Source organism: Rhizobium skierniewicense, from assembly GCF_014196515.1.
Classification (GTDB): domain Bacteria; phylum Pseudomonadota; class Alphaproteobacteria; order Rhizobiales; family Rhizobiaceae; genus Agrobacterium; species Agrobacterium skierniewicense.
In genome coordinates, this window is sequence record NZ_JACIDV010000007.1 from 104,842 (window position 1) to 122,632 (window position 17,791).

At 59.1% G+C, this 17,791-nt stretch carries 16 protein-coding genes; 8 read left to right on the top strand and 8 right to left on the bottom strand.

What is annotated here, in order from left to right:
• Positions 1 to 17: 17 nt before the first annotated feature.
• The 7 genes from cpaB to GGQ73_RS12815 are packed head-to-tail and all read left to right on the top strand — an operon-like array spanning position 18 to position 7,996.
• Positions 18 to 827 carry a Flp pilus assembly protein CpaB gene (cpaB, locus tag GGQ73_RS12785; RefSeq protein WP_183896670.1) on the top strand — a complete coding sequence of 270 codons (810 nt, stop codon included), beginning with the start codon at positions 18 to 20 and terminating at the stop codon, positions 825 to 827.
• Complete coding sequence (locus GGQ73_RS12790) at positions 824 to 2,416, top strand: type II and III secretion system protein family protein (RefSeq protein ID WP_183896671.1); 1,593 nt, start codon at positions 824 to 826, stop codon at positions 2,414 to 2,416. Before cpaB ends, GGQ73_RS12790 begins: the two co-directional genes overlap by 4 nt.
• Positions 2,413 to 3,111 (top strand): CpaD family pilus assembly protein, encoded by a 699-nt coding sequence (locus GGQ73_RS12795; RefSeq protein ID WP_412762977.1) that lies wholly within the window; start codon positions 2,413 to 2,415, stop codon positions 3,109 to 3,111. Before GGQ73_RS12790 ends, GGQ73_RS12795 begins: the two co-directional genes overlap by 4 nt.
• 37 nt (positions 3,112 to 3,148) lie before the next feature.
• Positions 3,149 to 4,438: an AAA family ATPase gene (locus GGQ73_RS12800; protein WP_183896672.1), complete on the top strand. Its 1,290-nt coding sequence runs from the start codon at positions 3,149 to 3,151 to the stop codon at positions 4,436 to 4,438.
• Positions 4,439 to 4,477: 39 nt separating this feature from the next.
• Positions 4,478 to 5,944, top strand: coding sequence for a CpaF family protein (locus GGQ73_RS12805; RefSeq protein WP_183896673.1), 1,467 nt, complete (start codon positions 4,478 to 4,480; stop codon positions 5,942 to 5,944).
• A 48-nt stretch (positions 5,945 to 5,992) separates the two neighbouring features.
• Positions 5,993 to 6,997, top strand: coding sequence for a type II secretion system F family protein (locus GGQ73_RS12810; RefSeq protein WP_183896674.1), 1,005 nt, complete (start codon positions 5,993 to 5,995; stop codon positions 6,995 to 6,997).
• A 12-nt stretch (positions 6,998 to 7,009) separates the two neighbouring features.
• Positions 7,010 to 7,996 (top strand): type II secretion system F family protein, encoded by a 987-nt coding sequence (locus GGQ73_RS12815; protein ID WP_174151862.1) that lies wholly within the window; start codon positions 7,010 to 7,012, stop codon positions 7,994 to 7,996.
• Between the two features lie 70 nt (positions 7,997 to 8,066).
• On the opposite strand, the gene GGQ73_RS12820 is transcribed toward GGQ73_RS12815, so the two are convergent.
• Positions 8,067 to 8,891, bottom strand: a complete 825-nt coding sequence (locus tag GGQ73_RS12820; RefSeq protein ID WP_174151861.1) for a tetratricopeptide repeat protein — start codon at positions 8,889 to 8,891, stop codon at positions 8,067 to 8,069.
• A 139-nt stretch (positions 8,892 to 9,030) separates the two neighbouring features.
• On the opposite strand from GGQ73_RS12820, the gene GGQ73_RS12825 reads away from it, so the two are divergent.
• Positions 9,031 to 10,428: a leucyl aminopeptidase family protein gene (locus GGQ73_RS12825; protein ID WP_183896675.1), complete on the top strand. Its 1,398-nt coding sequence runs from the start codon at positions 9,031 to 9,033 to the stop codon at positions 10,426 to 10,428.
• Positions 10,429 to 10,461: 33 nt separating this feature from the next.
• Here the strand turns inward: GGQ73_RS12825 and pncB are convergent, their stop codons facing one another.
• The 7 genes from pncB to GGQ73_RS12860 form a co-directional block, all read right to left on the bottom strand.
• Positions 10,462 to 11,766: a nicotinate phosphoribosyltransferase gene (gene pncB / locus GGQ73_RS12830; protein WP_183896676.1), complete on the bottom strand. Its 1,305-nt coding sequence runs from the start codon at positions 11,764 to 11,766 to the stop codon at positions 10,462 to 10,464.
• A gap of 172 nt (positions 11,767 to 11,938) precedes the next feature.
• Positions 11,939 to 12,298 (bottom strand): hypothetical protein, encoded by a 360-nt coding sequence (locus GGQ73_RS12835; RefSeq protein WP_183896677.1) that lies wholly within the window; start codon positions 12,296 to 12,298, stop codon positions 11,939 to 11,941.
• Positions 12,299 to 12,387: 89 nt separating this feature from the next.
• Positions 12,388 to 13,248: a C40 family peptidase gene (locus tag GGQ73_RS12840; protein ID WP_183896678.1), complete on the bottom strand. Its 861-nt coding sequence runs from the start codon at positions 13,246 to 13,248 to the stop codon at positions 12,388 to 12,390.
• A gap of 19 nt (positions 13,249 to 13,267) precedes the next feature.
• Entirely contained in the window at positions 13,268 to 13,612 is a 345-nt protein-coding gene (locus GGQ73_RS12845; RefSeq protein ID WP_183896679.1) for a MarR family winged helix-turn-helix transcriptional regulator, read from the bottom strand.
• Between the two features lie 337 nt (positions 13,613 to 13,949).
• Positions 13,950 to 15,056: a DUF475 domain-containing protein gene (locus GGQ73_RS12850; RefSeq protein WP_174151856.1), complete on the bottom strand. Its 1,107-nt coding sequence runs from the start codon at positions 15,054 to 15,056 to the stop codon at positions 13,950 to 13,952.
• Between the two features lie 350 nt (positions 15,057 to 15,406).
• Complete coding sequence (locus GGQ73_RS12855) at positions 15,407 to 16,336, bottom strand: DMT family transporter (protein ID WP_183896680.1); 930 nt, start codon at positions 16,334 to 16,336, stop codon at positions 15,407 to 15,409.
• Positions 16,337 to 16,424: 88 nt separating this feature from the next.
• Positions 16,425 to 17,768, bottom strand: coding sequence for a formimidoylglutamate deiminase (locus GGQ73_RS12860; protein ID WP_183896681.1), 1,344 nt, complete (start codon positions 17,766 to 17,768; stop codon positions 16,425 to 16,427).
• Positions 17,769 to 17,791: the final 23 nt, after the last annotated feature.

The following is a 17,791-nucleotide window of genomic DNA, read 5'->3' on the forward strand; positions in this document are numbered from 1 at the left end:
TCCTTCAAGGCCCGAGCATGAAACCGTCGCGCGTCGTCATTCTTTCCGTAGCTGTTGTTGCTGCCGGTCTTGCAGGGTTGCTGGCCATGCAGCTCGGTGGTCCGCAGCAGGTTGTCGAGCAGGCCGAAGCGATCATCCAGAAAGAGCCGACCGTCAATATTCTGGTCTCCTCCATCAATCTGCCCGTCGGGAGCCGGCTGAGTGCGGATTCCGTGCGCTGGGCACCATGGCCGCAAGGCAGCATCAACGACAATTACCTGACCGAGAGCAAACGGCCTGACGCCATTGCCGAGTTGACCGGTTCGATCGTGCGCCTGCCACTGTTCGAAGGTGAGCCGCTGCGCCCGGAAAAAGTTGTCGATTCCGGCACGAGCATCATGTCTTCGTTGCTGCCTGCGGGCAAACGCGCCGTCGCCACGGAGATTTCGGTCGCTACGGGTGCAGGCGGGTTCGTGCTGCCCAATGACCGTGTCGACGTCATCATGGTCCGCAAGGGCGATGGCGGGGCCTTCTTGACCGAGAATGTTCTCAACAATGTCCGGGTTCTGGCCATCGACCAGCAGATCAAGGAAGGCGAAAACGGCACCACATCAGTCGTCGGTGCCACCGCCACGCTGGAACTGACGCCCGAACAGGCCAAGATCATGACGGTCGCCCAACAGATGGCGGACCGGCTGACATTGTCGCTTCGATCCGTCGCCGATGCCCAGGAAAGCGAAACCCCATCAGCCGATTACCTCTTGAGCGGCGGTTCGGGAAAACCGGCCATCCAGATTATCAAATCCGGCTCGATCGTGCGGGACGGACAGGGAGGGTCGTCACAATGACCAGATATCGCGCATTTTCCCGCCTTGTACAGTCCATGCGCTCGTCCGTTGCCGGCGGCCTGGCGTTCTGCATTGCGTTCTCCGGCTTTCCCGGTCTGCATGCCCCGCTCGGTCTTTCGACATCTGAGGCGCTCGCCCAAAGCGCCAGCATCGTGCGGATCAGCGAAAGCGGACAGGGCGTTCGCAAACGGCTGAAACTTGGCTTGAACAAGGCGCTCGTCATCGATCTGCCGCAGGATGCGCACGACATTCTCGTCGCCGACCCCAGCATGGCGGATGCGGTCACGCGCAGCTCGCGCCGGATCTATCTGTTCGGCAAGTCGGTGGGACAAACCAACATCTTCATCTTCGGGGATCAGGGCCAGGAAATCGTCAGCCTCGACCTTGAGGTCGAACGCGACATTTCAGGCCTCCAGGCCAATTTGCGCCGCTTCATTCCCGAATCGGACATTCGCGTCGAGATCGTCTCGGATAATATCGTGCTGTCGGGCAGCGTGCGCACGCCACAGGATTCGGCCCGCGCCGTGCAATTGGCATCCGCCTTTCTCAAGGGTGGCGAGGCCACCACGCGCAACATTACCGAGACCAGCCAGAGCAACGGTGATGGCGCAGTCGCGATTTTTGCCGAAGACCGTCAGCAATCCTCCATCGTCAACATGCTGACCATCGAGGGTGAAGATCAGGTCACGCTCAAGGTCACGGTTGCGGAGGTCAGCCGTCAGGTGTTGAAGCAACTGGGCTTCAACGGCTCGATCAGCGGTTCAGGCAGTGATCTGGGCGGGCGCATCGCGTTCTCCAATCCCTCCAATCTCGGCAACGCCATTGGTCTCGCCGCTACGGGCAATGTCGCGGGCACCATCGGCAAGCTGACGCTGGGCAGCTATTTCAATGCCATGGAGCAGGCTGGCGTCATGCGCACGCTGGCTGAACCGAGCCTCACCGCAATTTCCGGCGAGCAGGCCAAGTTCTATGTCGGCGGCGAATTCCGCCTACCCGCGGAACAGGAGGTGGCCATCGATGACGCCACCGGCCGCCCGACAGTCACGCGCTCCACCGATACGGTGGATTACGGCATCGAGTTGAATTTCCGCCCTGTGGTGCTGTCGCCCGGACGGATCAGCCTGAAAATCGAAACCAACGTATCCGAGCCTACCTTCGAAGGCAGCGCTGCGACGGGCAATGGCAGCAGCGTTTCGGTTCCCGGCAGCACCTATCTGTCGATCCGCAAGCGCGAGGCTTCCACCAGCGTGGAACTGCCCTCGGGTGGCTCCATCGTCATCGCCGGTCTGGTTCAGGACAATGTGCGTCAGGCCATGTCCGGCATACCGGGTGTTTCCAAGGTGCCCGTTCTGGGCACGTTGTTTCGCAGCAAGGACTTCATTCGCAACGAAACCGAACTCGTCATCATCGCCACGCCTTACCTCGTGCGTCCGGTATCGCGCAACGAGATCGCGCGGCCCGACGACAACTTCAACCCGGAAAATGATGCCGCCATGTATTTCATGAACCGGGTGAACAAGGTCTACGGCAACCGGCAAGAGGCACACACACAGCCCTATCAGGGCTCGGTAGGATTTATCTACAAATGACACAGATGGATCAGATGAAACCGCTCGCACATGCGCGCTCGCTCCGCCGGGCAGGCCTGGTATTGGCGCTGTTGACCACGGCAGCGCTTGCGCAGGGATGTGCACGCGACCCGATGTCGACCGGCGCCATTCCCGACGATTATCGCACCCGCCACCCGATTACGCTCTCGGAAGCGCAGCATTCCCTCGATATTCCAGTCTCGGCCGGAGACAACCGCCTGACGGTGGGCATGGCAGACACCATCAAGGGGTTTGCCCAGAGCTATACCGCGACATCTTCCGGCGTCGTCCAGATTCAGGTGCCGACAGGATCTGCGAATTCCGCCGCAGCGTCCATCCTCAAGCGCCAGATCCGTTCCGTGCTCACGTCGTCCGGCATAGCGTCAAGCAAGATCGTGGAAACCCATTATGGCGCGGCCCCCACGGGTGATGCCGCTCCCATTCGCTTGAGCTTCATCGCGATGACCGCCATGACCGGACAGTGCGGCCAATGGCCGGAAGACCTATCCGACAACACCTATTCCAACAAGAACTGGTACAATTTCGGCTGCGCGTCTCAAAACAACCTCGCCGCACAAATCGCAAACCCGATGGACCTCGTCGGTCCGCGCGGCATGAGCCCGATCGATGCGGAGCGCCGCTCCGCTGTCATCGGCAATTATCGTGCAGGCAAGAACACGGCAACAACGGAATGACGTTCAGCACAGGCCGTTTGCGGCAACAGGATAAACCATGAGCTCGGTTGATTACGACATTCAACGCGGACCTTCGCAGGAACCCTACGCGGACGAGCCTGTGCGGACGAGCGATCTCGACGCGCTTCGGCCCCTGCCGCGCATCTCCGTGCACGCTTTTTGCGAAAGCGACGGTTTGCAGCGGGTGATCGAGCGCCTTTCGGGCGACCGGCGCATGAACAAGGTCAGCCTGCGGGTGACCAATGGTGAGGTCGAAGCCGCTGCAACCATGTTTGCGGCAAGTCCAACGCCCAACCTGATCATTCTTGAAACAGCGCGCGAGCCATCGACCCTTCTCAATGATCTCGCGCCGCTTGCCGAGGTCTGCGATCCGACCACACGCGTCATCATCATCGGTCGCCACAACGACATTTCGCTTTATCGCGATCTGATCCGCAATGGCATTTCGGAATACCTCGTCGCACCGGTGACCATGCCGGATCTGCTGGCATCGATCTCGGCCATTTTCGTGGATCCCGAATCCGAGCCACTTGGCCGTAACATCGCTTTCATCGGGGCAAAGGGCGGCGTCGGTTCGTCCACGATCGCCCACAATTGCGCCTTCGGCATTTCGACGTTGTTTTCGACAGAGACCATTCTGGCCGATCTCGACCTGCCCTTCGGAACCGCCAATATCGATTTCGATCAGGACCCTGCGCAGGGCATTGCAGAAGCCGTCTATGCACCGGAACGTCTGGACGAGGTTTTTCTGGATCGCCTGCTGACCAAATGCTCCGAGCATCTGTCATTGCTGGCCGCCCCCTCCCTGCTCGACCGGCCCTATGATTTCGAACGTCTGGCCTTTCAGCCACTTTTGGAACTGCTGCAACGCAGCTCTCCCGTTGCCGTTCTGGACGTCCCGCATATCTGGTCTGACTGGACGCAGACTGTGCTGGCCGAGGCCGACAAGGTCGTGATCACGGCGGTGCCGGATCTTGCCAATCTTCGCAACACCAAAAACCTGCTGGATGCCCTGAAAAGGCTGAGACCAAACGACAAGGTCCCGCATCTGGTGCTCAATCAGGTCGGCATGCTCAAACGCCCGGAAATCGCGCCTGCCGATTTCTTCGAGCCCCTGGAGATCGAACCGATTGCCATCATTCCGTTCGATGTGCAGCTGTTTGGCAATGCGGCCAATAGCGGGCGCATGATCAGCGAGATCGACGCGAAATCGCCGATTGCCGAAACCATCTCGCAGATATCCCACATCGTGACGGGCCGGTCTTCAGCACGCAAGGCAAAGCGAGCCGGACTGGGCAAATTCATGGACCTCATAAAGCGCAAGTGATGCACGCCACCGCGTGCAGCAGGCGACCGGAAGACAGATATGTTCGGAAAACGTGGCAACGAAGGCTCCCCCAGGAGCGCACAGATCGGGCAGGTGGCGTCTCCCCCTGCCTCGTCTTCTGTTGCGTCCATGCCGCGCGCCGAACCCGCAGAGACCCTGGTGCTCGCACCACCTGCCCCGCCAACCCATGCGGCACCGCCCCAGACACGCAAGCGTGCGCGCACCGAGGAGTATTACCAGACGAAGGCGCAGGTCTTTTCCGCGCTGATCGACACCATCGATCTGTCGCAGCTGGCTAAACTCGACACCGAGAGCGCACGCGAGGAAATCCGCGATATCGTCAACGATATCATCACAATCAAGAATTTTGCGATGTCGATTTCCGAGCAGGAAGAGCTGCTGGAAGACATCTGCAACGACGTTTTGGGTTACGGTCCGCTGGAGCCGCTTCTGGCGCGCGACGACATTTCCGATATCATGGTCAATGGCTCAGGCCAGACCTTCGTCGAAGTGGGTGGAAAGACCATCGAATCCGATATCCGGTTTCGCGACAATGCCCAGCTCCTGTCCATCTGCCAGCGCATCGTCAGCCAAGTCGGTCGTCGTGTCGATGAATCCAGCCCGATTTGTGATGCCCGCCTGCCGGACGGTTCGCGTGTCAACGTCATCGCGCCGCCGCTGGCCATCGACGGCCCGGCGCTGACGATCCGCAAGTTCAAGAAGGACAAGCTGACGCTCGATCAGCTTGTACGTTTCGGTGCGATCACGCCGGAAGGCGCGGTTCTTCTCCAGATCATCGGGCGTGTACGCTGCAATGTCGTCATCTCGGGCGGAACGGGTTCAGGCAAGACGACGCTCTTGAACTGCCTGACCAGCTATATCGACAAGACCGAACGGGTCATCACCTGCGAAGATACCGCCGAACTTCAGCTTCAGCAGCCGCATGTGGTGCGGCTGGAAACACGGCCACCCAATATCGAGGGCGAAGGCGAAATCACCATGCGTGATCTCGTCAAGAACTGCCTGCGTATGCGCCCCGAACGCATCATCGTCGGTGAAGTGCGTGGACCTGAGGTCTTCGACCTGTTGCAGGCCATGAACACCGGCCATGACGGCTCCATGGGGACGATCCATGCCAACACGCCACGTGAGTGTCTGAGCCGTATGGAATCGATGATCGCCATGGGTGGTTTCAGCCTGCCTGCGAAAACGGTACGCGAAATCATCTCCTCATCGGTCGATATCGTCATTCAGGCCGCCCGTCTTCGCGATGGCTCGCGTCGGATTACGCAGATTACGGAAGTGATGGGCATGGAAGGCGATGTGATCATCACCCAGGATTTGATGCGTTTCGAGATGGACGGCGAAGACGCGGGTGGCCGGATCATCGGGCGCCATGTCTCAACGGGTATCAGCAAACCGCATTTCTGGGACCGGGCCCGATATTTCAACGAGGAGAAGCGCCTGGCGGCGGCCTTGGATGAAATGGAAAGCAAGTCCCAGTAGAAAGTGTCAAATGTCGCAACGTAAGGCCAGGTCAAGGCGGAACAGCAAATGAACATGACGGTGATGCTGCTCGTGATCCTCGTCGCCATTTCGGCAGGAGCGATAGCCTATGTCTTTCTGTTCCCGCAGATCGAGGTTGAGAAGAAGACCGCCAGCCGCGTCAGCCGCGTCAAATCCGCAGAGACCGACCACACCAAGATCAAGGCCGCAAGAGACCGCGTTCAGGAAATGAGCAAGCGGCGTAAATCGGTGCAGGATACGCTGAAAGACCTGGAAAAGAAGCAGAACGAAAAATCGAAGGACCGGAAAGATACCAGCCTTCGCGGCAGGCTGGTGCAGGCTGGTCTTTCCATCTCCGTTCAAAAATTCTATCTCATCAGCGCAGGCCTCGGGCTTGCCATTTTTCTGGTTGCGCTGCTCTATGCGGCACCGCTTTTTCTGGCGCTTGGCGGCGGCTTTGTGGGTGCGCTCGGTCTACCTCGTTGGGTGCTCGGCTTTCTGGTCAAACGTCGCCAGAACAAGTTTCTCGAGGAGTTTCCGAACGCGCTCGACGTCATGTACCGCTCCATCAAGTCAGGTCTGCCGCTTAACGATTCCATCCGGCTGATTGCATCGGACGGGCAGGAGCCGGTCAAGACGGAGTTCCAGCGGGTGGTCGAAGCGCAGCAGGTGGGCATGACGATCCCGGAGGGGATCGGCCGCATGATGCTGACGATGCCGCTACCGGAAGTGAACTTCTTCGGCACCGTCATCACCATTCAGGCCCAGGCCGGTGGCAATTTGTCCGAAGCGCTGGCCAATCTGTCGAAGGTGCTGCGTGAACGTCGCAAGATGAAGGCGAAAGTGGCTGCGCTCTCCATGGAAGCGAAGGCGTCTGCCGTCATCATCGGCGCGCTTCCCTTCATCGTAGCAACGCTCGTCTATCTGACGTCGCCAGACTACATATCGGTGCTTTTCACCGATTCCCGCGGCCATCTCATTCTGGGTGCTTCGGCGCTGTGGATGTCCATCGGTATCGTCGTCATGCGCCAGATGATCAACTTCGATTTTTGAGGCGGCAGCACCATGTCAGAGCAATTCGCATCCAGCCTCATGAACCCACATCTGATCATCGCCATTCTGGTGTCCGTGGCGGTGTTTGCGACGTTCTATACGCTGGCCATTCCCTATTTCGAAAAGGGAGATCTCAACAAACGCATGAAAGCGGTGTCCACCGAGCGCGACCAGATCAGAAGCCGCGAGCGCGAACGCATGAGCGAAGCTGCGAAGGGTGAAAAGGCGTCGTTGCGGGCCAACAACAACAAGTCGGCCCGAAAGATCGTCGAGCGCTTCAACCTGCGTGAAGCATTGGTGGACGCCAATACGGTCAACAAGCTGCGCGCTGCCGGCTATCGCTCGCAAAACGCGCTGAACACCTTTCTCGCAGCCCGCTTCCTCCTCCCCTTCGTTTTCCTGCTGCTGGCGTTTCTGTGGGTCTTCGTCATGGGAAATCTGGGCACGCGACCGTTCGGCATTCGCCTGATGGCCGTGCTGGGGTTTGGCTATCTCGGCTTTTACGCGCCCAATATCTTCATTTCCAACCAGATGTCCAAGCGACAGAAATCCATCAAGCGAGCATGGCCCGATGCGCTGGACCTGATGCTGATATGCGTCGAATCGGGTGTGTCGATGGAAGCGGCCATGCGCCGTGTGGCGGAGGAAATGGCGGACCAGTCGCCTGAGCTTGCGGAAGAAATGGTGCTGACGACGGCTGAGTTGTCTTTCCTGCAAGACCGCCGGACGGCATTGGAGAACCTCGGCATCCGCACGCAGCTGGATGGCGTGAAAAGCGTCGTTCAGGCGCTGATCCAGGCAGAGCGATACGGCACGCCCCTGGCGCAGGCCCTGCGTGTTCTGGCACAGGAAGGCCGTGACGAGCGCATGAACGAGGCTGAAAAGAAGGCCTCCGCCCTGCCGCCGAAACTGACAGTTCCGATGATCCTGTTTTTTCTGCCGGTGCTGATTGCGGTCATTCTCGGTCCCGCAGGCATCCGTATTTCCGATACGTTTTGATTTGACAGGCCCAAACGAAAAGGGCGGCCATCAAGGCCGCCTCATCTGATATTCCGTCAAGAAGGACTGTTTAGTTCGCAGCCGTCTTCTTGCCCTTATCGGCCAGTTGCGACCAGGCATTCTTTTGCGCCAACATGCCGCGCAGATAGGTCAGATTGGCCTGTGCCTGCTGGGCGGACAGTTCCTGCATGGCGATGCGTTCGGCTTCTTCGAAACGGCCCTGGAGGCCGACCACGAGCGCCAGGTTCTGTCTGATCCGGCTATCGGCACCTGGCTGTGAAACGGCGGAGCGCATATAGGTTTCGGCCGTACGTGGATCGCTCTGTAGCACGTAGGACATGCCCAGATTGGACAATATGCTTGGATCGTTTGGTCTCAGATCGAGAGCCTGGCGATACTTGGCACGGGCTTCGTTCGAGCGGCCAAGCTGATCCAGGACAGCCCCTTCAGCGGAATAAAGCCGCCAATCGGGGCGGTCGGGCATTTGCGCGCGGTTGATGGTATTGAGCGCCTGCTCGAGCTGACCGGCAGCGGCCTGCGACTTGCCGTAGGCGGCCAGAACCTCCCGGTCGGATGGATAGGCGATTGCCACCTGCTGCATGACGGCCAGCGCCTGTGTGTTCTTGCCGGTCATCATCAGGAGGTTGGCGTAGTTGAGGCCGGTGTTGCGGTCTTTCGGGTTGCGCTCATAGGCCTGTCCGGTGGACGCTTCCGCCTGGCGCAACTGCTCCATGTTCATCTGGTCGTAGGCGCGCGACACCTGCGGAATCGATCCCGTCGACATGCGATCAGGCTTGGTTGTTGAACAACTGGCGAGGGAAAGCGCAACGATCGCCGCGCATGCACCGCGAAGCAGTGTCGTGCGACGTGCTGAGATGGTAGAAACAGCAATCATGACATTGCCCCGGCTTTCGGTTTGATCGAAACGGCGCGCACGGTGTAAGTTAAACCGACGCAACCCTCGCTCCAGCAATAATCTGTTAACCCTAACAGAGTGTTAATTTACCGGTTTCAGACCTTTACGAAAGCAGCCGATGCCCCCCTATCAATTTATCGAACGCACCACGCCTTTCAGCTCCAAAGCAGGCACGACGCTGCCGGTTTTTGCCGTGACGCCGGCGCACATCGAACAGGGTGCAATCGATCCGATTGCCCTCGACTGGGCACGCAAGGCGGGCTTCAAAGCGGATGCTGGCGCGCTTCTTCTGATCCCGTCCGCAGAAGGTGCACTCGGTGGCGCGCTTCTGGGTCTCGGCACCAATCCATCCGAACTGCCCTTCATCACCGGCAAACTCGCAAGGGAGCTGCCTGAAGGCGACTGGCATATCGAAGCGGCACCGCTGACGGTCAACCGCCTGATGCTGGGCTTCGGTCTCGGCGCCTATCGCTTCGACAAATATCGCACCGTGAAAAGCAACGGCGCGAAACTTGTGATTCCCCGCGATGCCGAGGACGCCGAGATCAAGCGTGTTCTGGCCGGCGTCTATCTGGCTCGCGACCTGATCAACGTGCCTGCCAATGACATGGGACCGGATCAGCTCGAAATCGCCTTCCGCGGTCTGGCGGCCCATTACAAGGCAAAGGTTTCCGTCGTGGCTGGCGAAGACCTGCTGAAAGAAAACTTCCCTTTGGTGCACGCGGTCGGTCGTGCCAGCGAAAGCGCACCACGCCTTCTGGAAATGACCTGGGGCAAGAAGGGCCATCCGCGCCTGACGCTGGTCGGCAAGGGTGTCTGCTTCGATACCGGCGGCCTCGACATCAAGCCGTCCTCGTCCATGGCGTTGATGAAGAAGGATATGGGCGGTGCAGCCAACGTTCTTGGTCTTGCACTGATGATCATGGATGCGCGCCTTCCGATCAATCTGCGCGTGCTCGTGCCCGCGGTGGAAAACTCTATTTCCGCCAACGCCTTCCGCCCCGGCGATATCTACAAGAGCCGCAAGGGCCTGACCGTCCAGATCGACAATACCGATGCGGAGGGACGTCTCGTTCTGGCCGATGCGCTGGCTTATGCCGATGAAGATGCACCTGATCTGATGATCGACATGGCGACGTTGACGGGTGCTGCCCGCGTCGCACTCGGACCTGACGTGCCGCCGTTCTTCACCGACGACGAGGACCTTGCTCACAGCATTGCCGATGCCAGCATGGATGTGGATGACCCCTTGTGGCGTCTGCCGCTCTATATGGGCTACGACAAGGATATTCGTTCACGCGCTGCCGACATCACCAACGCGCCAGCCGGAGGCATGGCGGGCTCGATTACGGCTGCTCTCTTCCTCAAGCGCTTCGTGACGCAGACGAAGAAATGGGCGCATTTCGACATTTACGGCTGGTCTTTGAGCGAACGCCCGCATTCGTCCATCGGTGGCGAAGCGCAGGCGATCCGCGCATTGTTCCACTATATCTCACGGACCTTCGCCAAGACGTAAGACACCGAATGAGGGCGGGAAACCGCCCTCCCCTTACACGCGAACGACCTGTTCCTTGCGATCTTCCTGACCGAAGAATTTCAGGTAACGCTGCACCTCGTCTGCCTCACCGGTGGCCTTTTGCGGATTGTCGGACAGCTTCACCGCCGGTCGGCCATTGGCATCGATGACCTTGCAGACGATCGAGATCGGCTTGAGGCTTTCGATGGTCTTGGGCGCGCAGTCGGCAAAATCATTCGTCAGGTTCGTGCCCCAGCCGAAGCTCATGCGCACGCGACCTTCGAAATGCTTGTAGGTATCGATGATGGCGTCGACATCGAGACCGTCCGAAAAGATCAGCAGCTTCTTCTTTGGATCGCGGTTCATTTTCTGCCACCAGTCGATGATCTTCTCACCGCCTTCAATGGGAGGCGCACTATCAGGCCTGAAGCCGGTCCAGTCGGCCACCCATTCCGGCGCGTTGCGCAGGAATGCGGCGGTGCCGAACGCATCCGGCAGAACAATCAGCAGATTGCCGCCGTAAAGACGGTTCCAGTCCTTCATCACCTGATAGGGGGCAGACGCCAGTTCCTCGTTGTTCTGCGCCAGCGCCGCAACCACCATGGGCAGTTCATGGGCGTTGGTGCCGACAGCTTCCAGGTCGGAATCCATCGCCAGAAGCACGTTGCTGGTGCCGGTAAAGGCCGGACCGATGCCTTCCTTCAAGGCTTCCACGCACCAGCGCTGCCACAGGAAACTGTGGCGGCGGCGGGTACCGAAATCGGAAATGCGCAGGCCCGGCAGTTCACGCAGCCTCTCGACCTTTTCCCACATCTTGGCCTTGGCGCGGGCGTAGAGTACGTCGAGCGTGAAATAGCCCATCGAGCGCATGGCGCTGCGCGAGCGCAATTCGTTGATGATGGCAAGGGCTGGAATTTCCCACAGAGTGGTATCCATCCAGCGGCCATGGAAATTCAACTCATATTGCCCATCACGCTTGAAGAGTTCGTATTCCGGCAACTGATAACTATCCAGCCACGACAGGAACTCCGGCTCGAAAATCTGCGAGCGGCCGTAAAAGGTGTTACCCGCCAGCCAGATGCTTTCTTTCTTCGAAAGCCGCAACGTGCGGGCGTGGTCCAGCTGTTCACGCAGTTCCATCTCGTCGATTTCATCGGCAAGCTTGACGGATTTTGTGCGGTTGATCAGCGAAAACGTTGCATTGACCTCTGGATAAAGCTTCCAGATCATCTGCAACATCAGAAGCTTGTAGAAATCCGTATCGATGAGACTGCGGATGATGGGGTCGAGCTTCCAGGTGTGGTTGTGCACACGGGTCGCTATATCTGTCTTCGTCATTGCTGCTGCTATCCCCCGCACCAGACCCCGTCTTCAACAAGGGTCGGTATCGCCGCGCATTTCGAAAGGCGTGACGCCTCCAGGAACCTGATCCGCTCCCGGCACAAGACTTATCTGATAAAACCAAGGCAAGTCCAGACCGGTTTGGGTAAAGGCGGTTCTGAAACGCCGATCAGAAATCGACGGCGGGCGGGTTGATGCCGGGATACCAGTCCTTCGAGGTGGGCACGCGTGTGCCCGTCGCGGTCACGCCCGCCGACCCGGTGCAGCGATAGCCCTGCACGGGCAGACCACGGCTTCCGAAGAGATCGCGATATTCACCGTCCGGATAACTCGACGTGACCGATGTGGAGGAGCAGGTGTAGCGCTCTTTCTGCTGAAGCGTCCGGGGATCCTTGACACCCGGAAGATTGGTGTAGGCGTCCGGCGCCGGTTTGTATCCGTTGTCGTAGACCGTTTGCGCCTGCGCAGAAGCGGCAAGGAAAAGCCCTGTCACCATGAAAGCCGCGATACCTGTCGATGGTCGTGCCATAGCCTGCCCTGCCGTAAATGCGATGCTTGTTTATATAGAACGGCAGGCGGGCCGAAACAGGCGGACGGCTCAAACGTTTTCGTGAAACCTCATGGGCGACGAAAAGCGGTCGGTCTCTCATAGAGCCAACCGATCCGCTCGATCGCCTCTGTGAGATTTTCGCGCGATACCGTCATGGTGTGGCCATTGGCGTGGAGCAGTGTGTCTGCATCCTCCATCAGGCCAACATGGCCTTTCCAGAAGACGAGATCGCCGCGCTGTAACGCTTCACGGGTGATCTCGTGGCCCAGCGAGTGCACCTGCATGTCCGTGTCGCGCAAAACGGATTTCCCCGTCATGGCCATGGAAAGCTGCACGAGCCCGGAGCAATCGATCCCGAAGCCCGAACGTCCGCCCCACAGATAGGGCGTTTCCAGAAAGCGCAGCGCGACGGACACATAGTCGTCTTCCACAGCCGTGCCGACTTCAACACAGTGCGATGCGATGACGGCTTCCCCCTTGTCGGTCACGAGATACCGTGTCCCACGGGTCTCCGCCTCGCCCACGAATGTCACGCGACTGCCCATGGACAGCGGCGCCACGGGTGGCTTCCTCAGTTCGGCCTGAGGATAGAGAAAGGTACGCGGCACAATGATGCGGTGGGTGGCGGTAACGATTTCGCCAATCGCGGTTTCGGGTAGATATCCGGCATAACTGTCGGCATCGGCCTGCACCCAGGCCCAGCCATCGGCACGCTCGAACACCCGCACCGTTTCGCCCATCAGCAATTCCGTGTCGATACCTGTTGCAAGATCGGGTTTTGGACGCAGCCCGATGACGGGAACCGTCACCTGCGCTGGCGTACCACTGACAAATCGGGCTGCTTGGACCTGACCTTTCAGCCGCTCATCGGCAAGGTCTTCCCTGAAAACGTTGAGGCGGCGATCAAGTGTGGTCTCTACAAGCGTCATCGTATGTCGTCCCGTTCTTTCAGGCCTTGCGTGCCTGTTCGATAATCAAATCACCGAATTTTTCCAGATAGAGCGCACCCGATACGGTTCTTTTTATGACGACGTTCCGGCGGTCGACAGGGTCACGCTGACGGTCGACGAGGCCCATGGCACCCATACTGTCCAGCGCGCGGGTGATCACGGGCTTGGTGACCCCAAGAACCTGGGCCAGCCCACGAACCGTGTGCGGCGGTGGCACGAGATAGATATGGAGCAGGATGGCCATTTGTCGCGCGGTCAGGTCCGGCGCATCCTCTTCGACCTGCGCCAGCACAACCCGATGCCACAGGCTCAGCGCTTGGGAGGGAGACAATTCGACAGGCACGTCCGGCTCCATTCGCTCGTATTCAGTCGGTGGTTTCCCCGCATCTTGGCGCAAACCGGTGAACAAAAACAAAACTGCCGCCAGGACGATTGCACGGATGCATATCGACCATGGCGGCAGCGAATGCTCTTTGCGAGCTTTTGCGTCCCCTCTGGACTTGCCGAGCACAAAGCAGGAAGCGTGCCAACTGCAAATATCCGGGCAAAAGCCTGAACATCAGGGGACCTGAAAACGGTAAAGCCCCAGCGTGACGACGCTGGGGCTTAATTTTTAATCGCTCAAAAGCAAAACGCTTCAATTTAAGCCGTCGCCGCGCGGGCGAGAGGCCGTTGACGTGTCAAGCGACGGGACCGTGACCGGATGCTGCTTGGTGGGCTCTCTCCCGCTTGTTGTAGCGGATCGAAGACCACAGCGAGATACCGATCAGCGTTGCGCCGCCAAGGCCGGTGATGACTTCCGGAATGTGGACCAGGCTCTGCACATACATGATGACCGAGAGGATGAGGATGGCGTAAAACGCGCCGTGCTCCAGATAGCGGTATTCCGCCAGCGTCCCCTTTTCGACCAGCATGATGGTCATCGAGCGCACATACATGGCACCGATGCCCAGACCGATGGCGATGATGAAGAGGTTGGACGTCAGTGCGAAGGCGCCGATGACGCCATCGAAGGAGAAGCTCGCGTCCAGCACTTCCAGATACAGGAACGCGCCGAAGCCACCCTTTGCCGCACCTTCCAGCACCTGCTGGCTGCGGTCCAGAATACCACCCAAAACCTCGACCAGAAGGAAGGTCAAAAGACCCCAGATCGCCGAACTGAAGAACAAATTGGCTGCCTCCGGCCCCAGCTTGGGATCGGCGCTACCCGCGATGATGCGCGAGAAGACCAGCATGACGATCAACACGAAGGCGATCTCGATGCCCTTGATGGAGGAGTAGGCGGCGATCTTTTCTTCCACCCAGCGCACCCAGTGCACGTCTTTCTCATGATCGAAGAAGAAGCTGAGGCCCACCATCATCAGGAAGGTACCGCCAAACGCTGCGATCGGCAGATGTGCATCCTTCATGATCTGCGCATAACGATCCGGTTCGGTTGCGGCCATCACCATGGCTGTCCACGGACCGACATTGGCAGCGATGACGACGATCAAAAGCGGGAAGACGATACGCATGCCGAACACGGCAATGAGAATGCCCCATGTCAGGAAGCGGTGCTGCCATTCGGGCGTCATGTCTTTCAGCTTGTTGGCATTGACGATGGCGTTATCGAAGGACAGCGATATCTCCAGCACGGCCAGAACCGCGCAGATGAAGAAGATCGTGGCAGTGCCGCTAACGGTACCCGTCATCTGCCAGCCGAGATAGCCACCCAGAATGAGGCCAACGACCGTGACGATGAAGGCCCATTTGAAATAGGTCAGTGTGGATTTCGTTGTCTGTGTCATCACAGGGCTCCCATGCTGGCTGGGCGAACAGGGAAGCGGGGGCTAGGCATGGCACAAAGCGCACGCATGGAATGCATGGTCAGATTTTTCATGGGTTTAAATCCGCCGGCGTCAGAAGCAGGCGGTACCGACATCGCGAGAGCGCCGTAAAACTCTCGCCAGAGGGGCCCGGCACCAAAGTTCGGTTCCCAAATCCAGATGTCAGGGGATGGGAATGCCCTTGTAGTCTCTCAAGTTCGTGATCTCGTCAAGGCGAAAGTTGTCTTTTGAGGCTTCAGCCTGTCGGAGAGATGGAATTTCAGCGATTTTGCAAACAAAAAGTTGCATCCTGGCCCACAAGGGCTTTCTCGTTAGACCACATCTTCCATTGGCGGGCGCGCAGCTTTCGCCTGCCTGCGCTTGAGGGCATTTTCTCGGAAGAAGATATAGAGCCCCGCCAGCACGATCAGGCCGGCACCGATCACGATGCTTTTCTGGGGTATATCGCCAAAGATCAGCCATCCGAACACGACTGCCCAGAGCAGCAGCGTATATTGCAGCGGTGCGACGGTTGCGGCATCTGCCAGCTTGAGGGCGCGATTGACCAGCACATGTGCCGTCATGGCGACGATGCCTAGAAGCGCAAGCAGGAAAAGATCGAAGCCGGATTGCAGCGGCACCCAGCCCGACGGTGCCCAGGCAATCGCAACCAGCCCGGCGACCGCAGCGCCCACAACCTGCCAGAAGGCAAGAACGGTATCCGGGGTGTTTCTCAACTGACGCCCGGACAGCATCATGAATGCGAAGGCTGCACTTCCGAGAACCGAAAACAGTGCCGCCGAGGTGAGGGATGCGGAGCTTGGCTGGAGCGCGACCAGCACGCCGACGAAGCCGATAGCGATCGCCGTCCAGCGCCGCCAGCCGACCTTTTCACCCAAGAGAAACGGCGAAAGGGCGGCTACGTAAATGGGGGCCGCCAGCCAATAGGTCATGACATCCGCCAAGGGCAAAGCCGCCACGGCGAAGTAGAAGCAGAAGAGTTCGGCGGTGGAGAAAAATACGCGCGCCGCCTGCAAGACGGGACGCTCGACCCGCACCAGATTTCGCAATCCCACGCGCAAAAGAATGGGCAATAGCACAATGATGGCGGCCGCACTGCGCACCAGTACGACCTGGCCGAGGCTATAGGTTGCGACCAGCCATTTTCCCATCGCATCGTTCAACGCAAACAGCAGCATGCCAAGCAGCATCACGGCTACACCCAGACCTGTGGGCGAAAGCTGACGAAGGAAATGAGGCATGGCTTAAATACTCCTTGAAAGCCTAGCACTCGGCGAGGTATTGGCCCAAGTCAAGCCCCGGAAACCGCGCTCTGCCGGATCCGGTTATCTATGCAGACAAAAGTTCTTTCATGGTCTTGTGAAAGCGGCTGGAGATCGTCTCGCGCGCCACATGCCTGCCGTTTCGAACGACCGCCTTGCCATGGATCCAGACCGTGTCCGGTTTCACCAGACCACCAAAAATCCAGCCGTCCAGCAGATGGTCCTTGTCCAGATAGGGCGCGTGCGATGTGTCCAGCGACACGATATCAGCAGCCTGACCTTCGACAATGCCCGCCTTTACGCCCAAGGCTTGCGCGCCGCCGCTCAGTGCGCCATCGAAAAGCGTTCTGCCCGTGGAGCCATTGGCCGGTGCGATGACGTTGCGCGCGCGCTGCGACAGGCGTTGCGAATATTCCAGCTGCCGCAATTCGTCCCCCACACCGATCAGCACATTGCTATCGGAGCCGATCCCGAACACGCCGCCAGCCGCCAGAAATTCAGGTGCTGCAAAGGTCCCGTCACCAAGATTTGCTTCGGTAACGGGGCAGAGTCCGGCCACCGCACCGGCCTTTGCCACACCCGTCGTTTCCTCCAGCGTCATATGGGTGGCATGGATAAGGCACCAGCGATCCGTGATATCGTTGGTGTCCAGCAACCACTGCACGGGTCGTTTGCCAGACCATGCCATGCAGTCTTCGACTTCCTTCACCTGCTCGGCAATATGAATGTGCAGGGGTGCGTTCGGCGCAAGCTGCGCCGCGATGACAAGTTCTTCCGGTGTCACCGCCCGAAGGCTGTGGGGCGCCACACCGACCACACTGTTCGGCAGCGTGGCGACAGCATCAACGCAGCCATCCACCAGGCGTGCAAAACTGTCCGTGGAATTGATGAAGCGGCGCTGACCGTCCAGCGGTTCCTGTCCGCCAAAGCCAGAATGGGCATAGAGCACAGGCAGAAGTGTCAGCGCGATACCGGTTTGCGAGGCCGCAGCGGCGATCCGCTCGGCAAGTTCGGCGATATTGGCATAATGACCACCGTCCTTGTCATGGTGGAGGTAGTGGAATTCGCCGACACGGCCGAAACCGGTTTCCAGCATTTCCATGTAGAGCTGAGCCGCCACTGCCTCCATTTGGTCCGGCGTTATGGTCAGCGCGAAGCGGTACATCAGCGTTCGCCAGCTCCAGAAACTGTCCGCCGTGCTTCCACGCGTTTCCACCATTCCCGCCATGGCGCGTTGAAACGCGTGGCTGTGCAGGTTCGGCATGGCGGGAACGATGATGCTCGCCCGCTCGTCCGTCGGCTTCGCCGCGACATCCGTTTCAAGAGAAGCGATCTGGCCGCCCATCATTGCCAGGCGGACGTTTTTGGCCCAGCCACCAGCCAACAAAGCGGTTTCAGCGTGAAGGATCATAGTGGCTCCTCAATTTTTCAGAT

Coding starts and splice junctions, on each gene's coding strand:
- GGQ73_RS12810 (WP_183896674.1), top strand. CDS start 5,993: ATGAACATGACGGTGATGCTGCTCGTGATCCTCGTCGCCATTTCGGCA.
- GGQ73_RS12825 (WP_183896675.1), top strand. CDS start 9,031: ATGCCCCCCTATCAATTTATCGAACGCACCACGCCTTTCAGCTCCAAA.
- pncB (WP_183896676.1), bottom strand. CDS start 11,766: ATGACGAAGACAGATATAGCGACCCGTGTGCACAACCACACCTGGAAG.
- GGQ73_RS12860 (WP_183896681.1), bottom strand. CDS start 17,768: ATGATCCTTCACGCTGAAACCGCTTTGTTGGCTGGTGGCTGGGCCAAA.
- GGQ73_RS12800 (WP_183896672.1), top strand. CDS start 3,149: ATGAGCTCGGTTGATTACGACATTCAACGCGGACCTTCGCAGGAACCC.
- GGQ73_RS12835 (WP_183896677.1), bottom strand. CDS start 12,298: ATGGCACGACCATCGACAGGTATCGCGGCTTTCATGGTGACAGGGCTT.
- GGQ73_RS12820 (WP_174151861.1), bottom strand. CDS start 8,891: ATGATTGCTGTTTCTACCATCTCAGCACGTCGCACGACACTGCTTCGC.
- GGQ73_RS12850 (WP_174151856.1), bottom strand. CDS start 15,056: ATGACACAGACAACGAAATCCACACTGACCTATTTCAAATGGGCCTTC.
- GGQ73_RS12805 (WP_183896673.1), top strand. CDS start 4,478: ATGTTCGGAAAACGTGGCAACGAAGGCTCCCCCAGGAGCGCACAGATC.
- GGQ73_RS12790 (WP_183896671.1), top strand. CDS start 824: ATGACCAGATATCGCGCATTTTCCCGCCTTGTACAGTCCATGCGCTCG.
- GGQ73_RS12815 (WP_174151862.1), top strand. CDS start 7,010: ATGTCAGAGCAATTCGCATCCAGCCTCATGAACCCACATCTGATCATC.
- cpaB (WP_183896670.1), top strand. CDS start 18: ATGAAACCGTCGCGCGTCGTCATTCTTTCCGTAGCTGTTGTTGCTGCC.
- GGQ73_RS12795 (WP_412762977.1), top strand. CDS start 2,413: ATGACACAGATGGATCAGATGAAACCGCTCGCACATGCGCGCTCGCTC.
- GGQ73_RS12840 (WP_183896678.1), bottom strand. CDS start 13,248: ATGACGCTTGTAGAGACCACACTTGATCGCCGCCTCAACGTTTTCAGG.
- GGQ73_RS12855 (WP_183896680.1), bottom strand. CDS start 16,336: ATGCCTCATTTCCTTCGTCAGCTTTCGCCCACAGGTCTGGGTGTAGCC.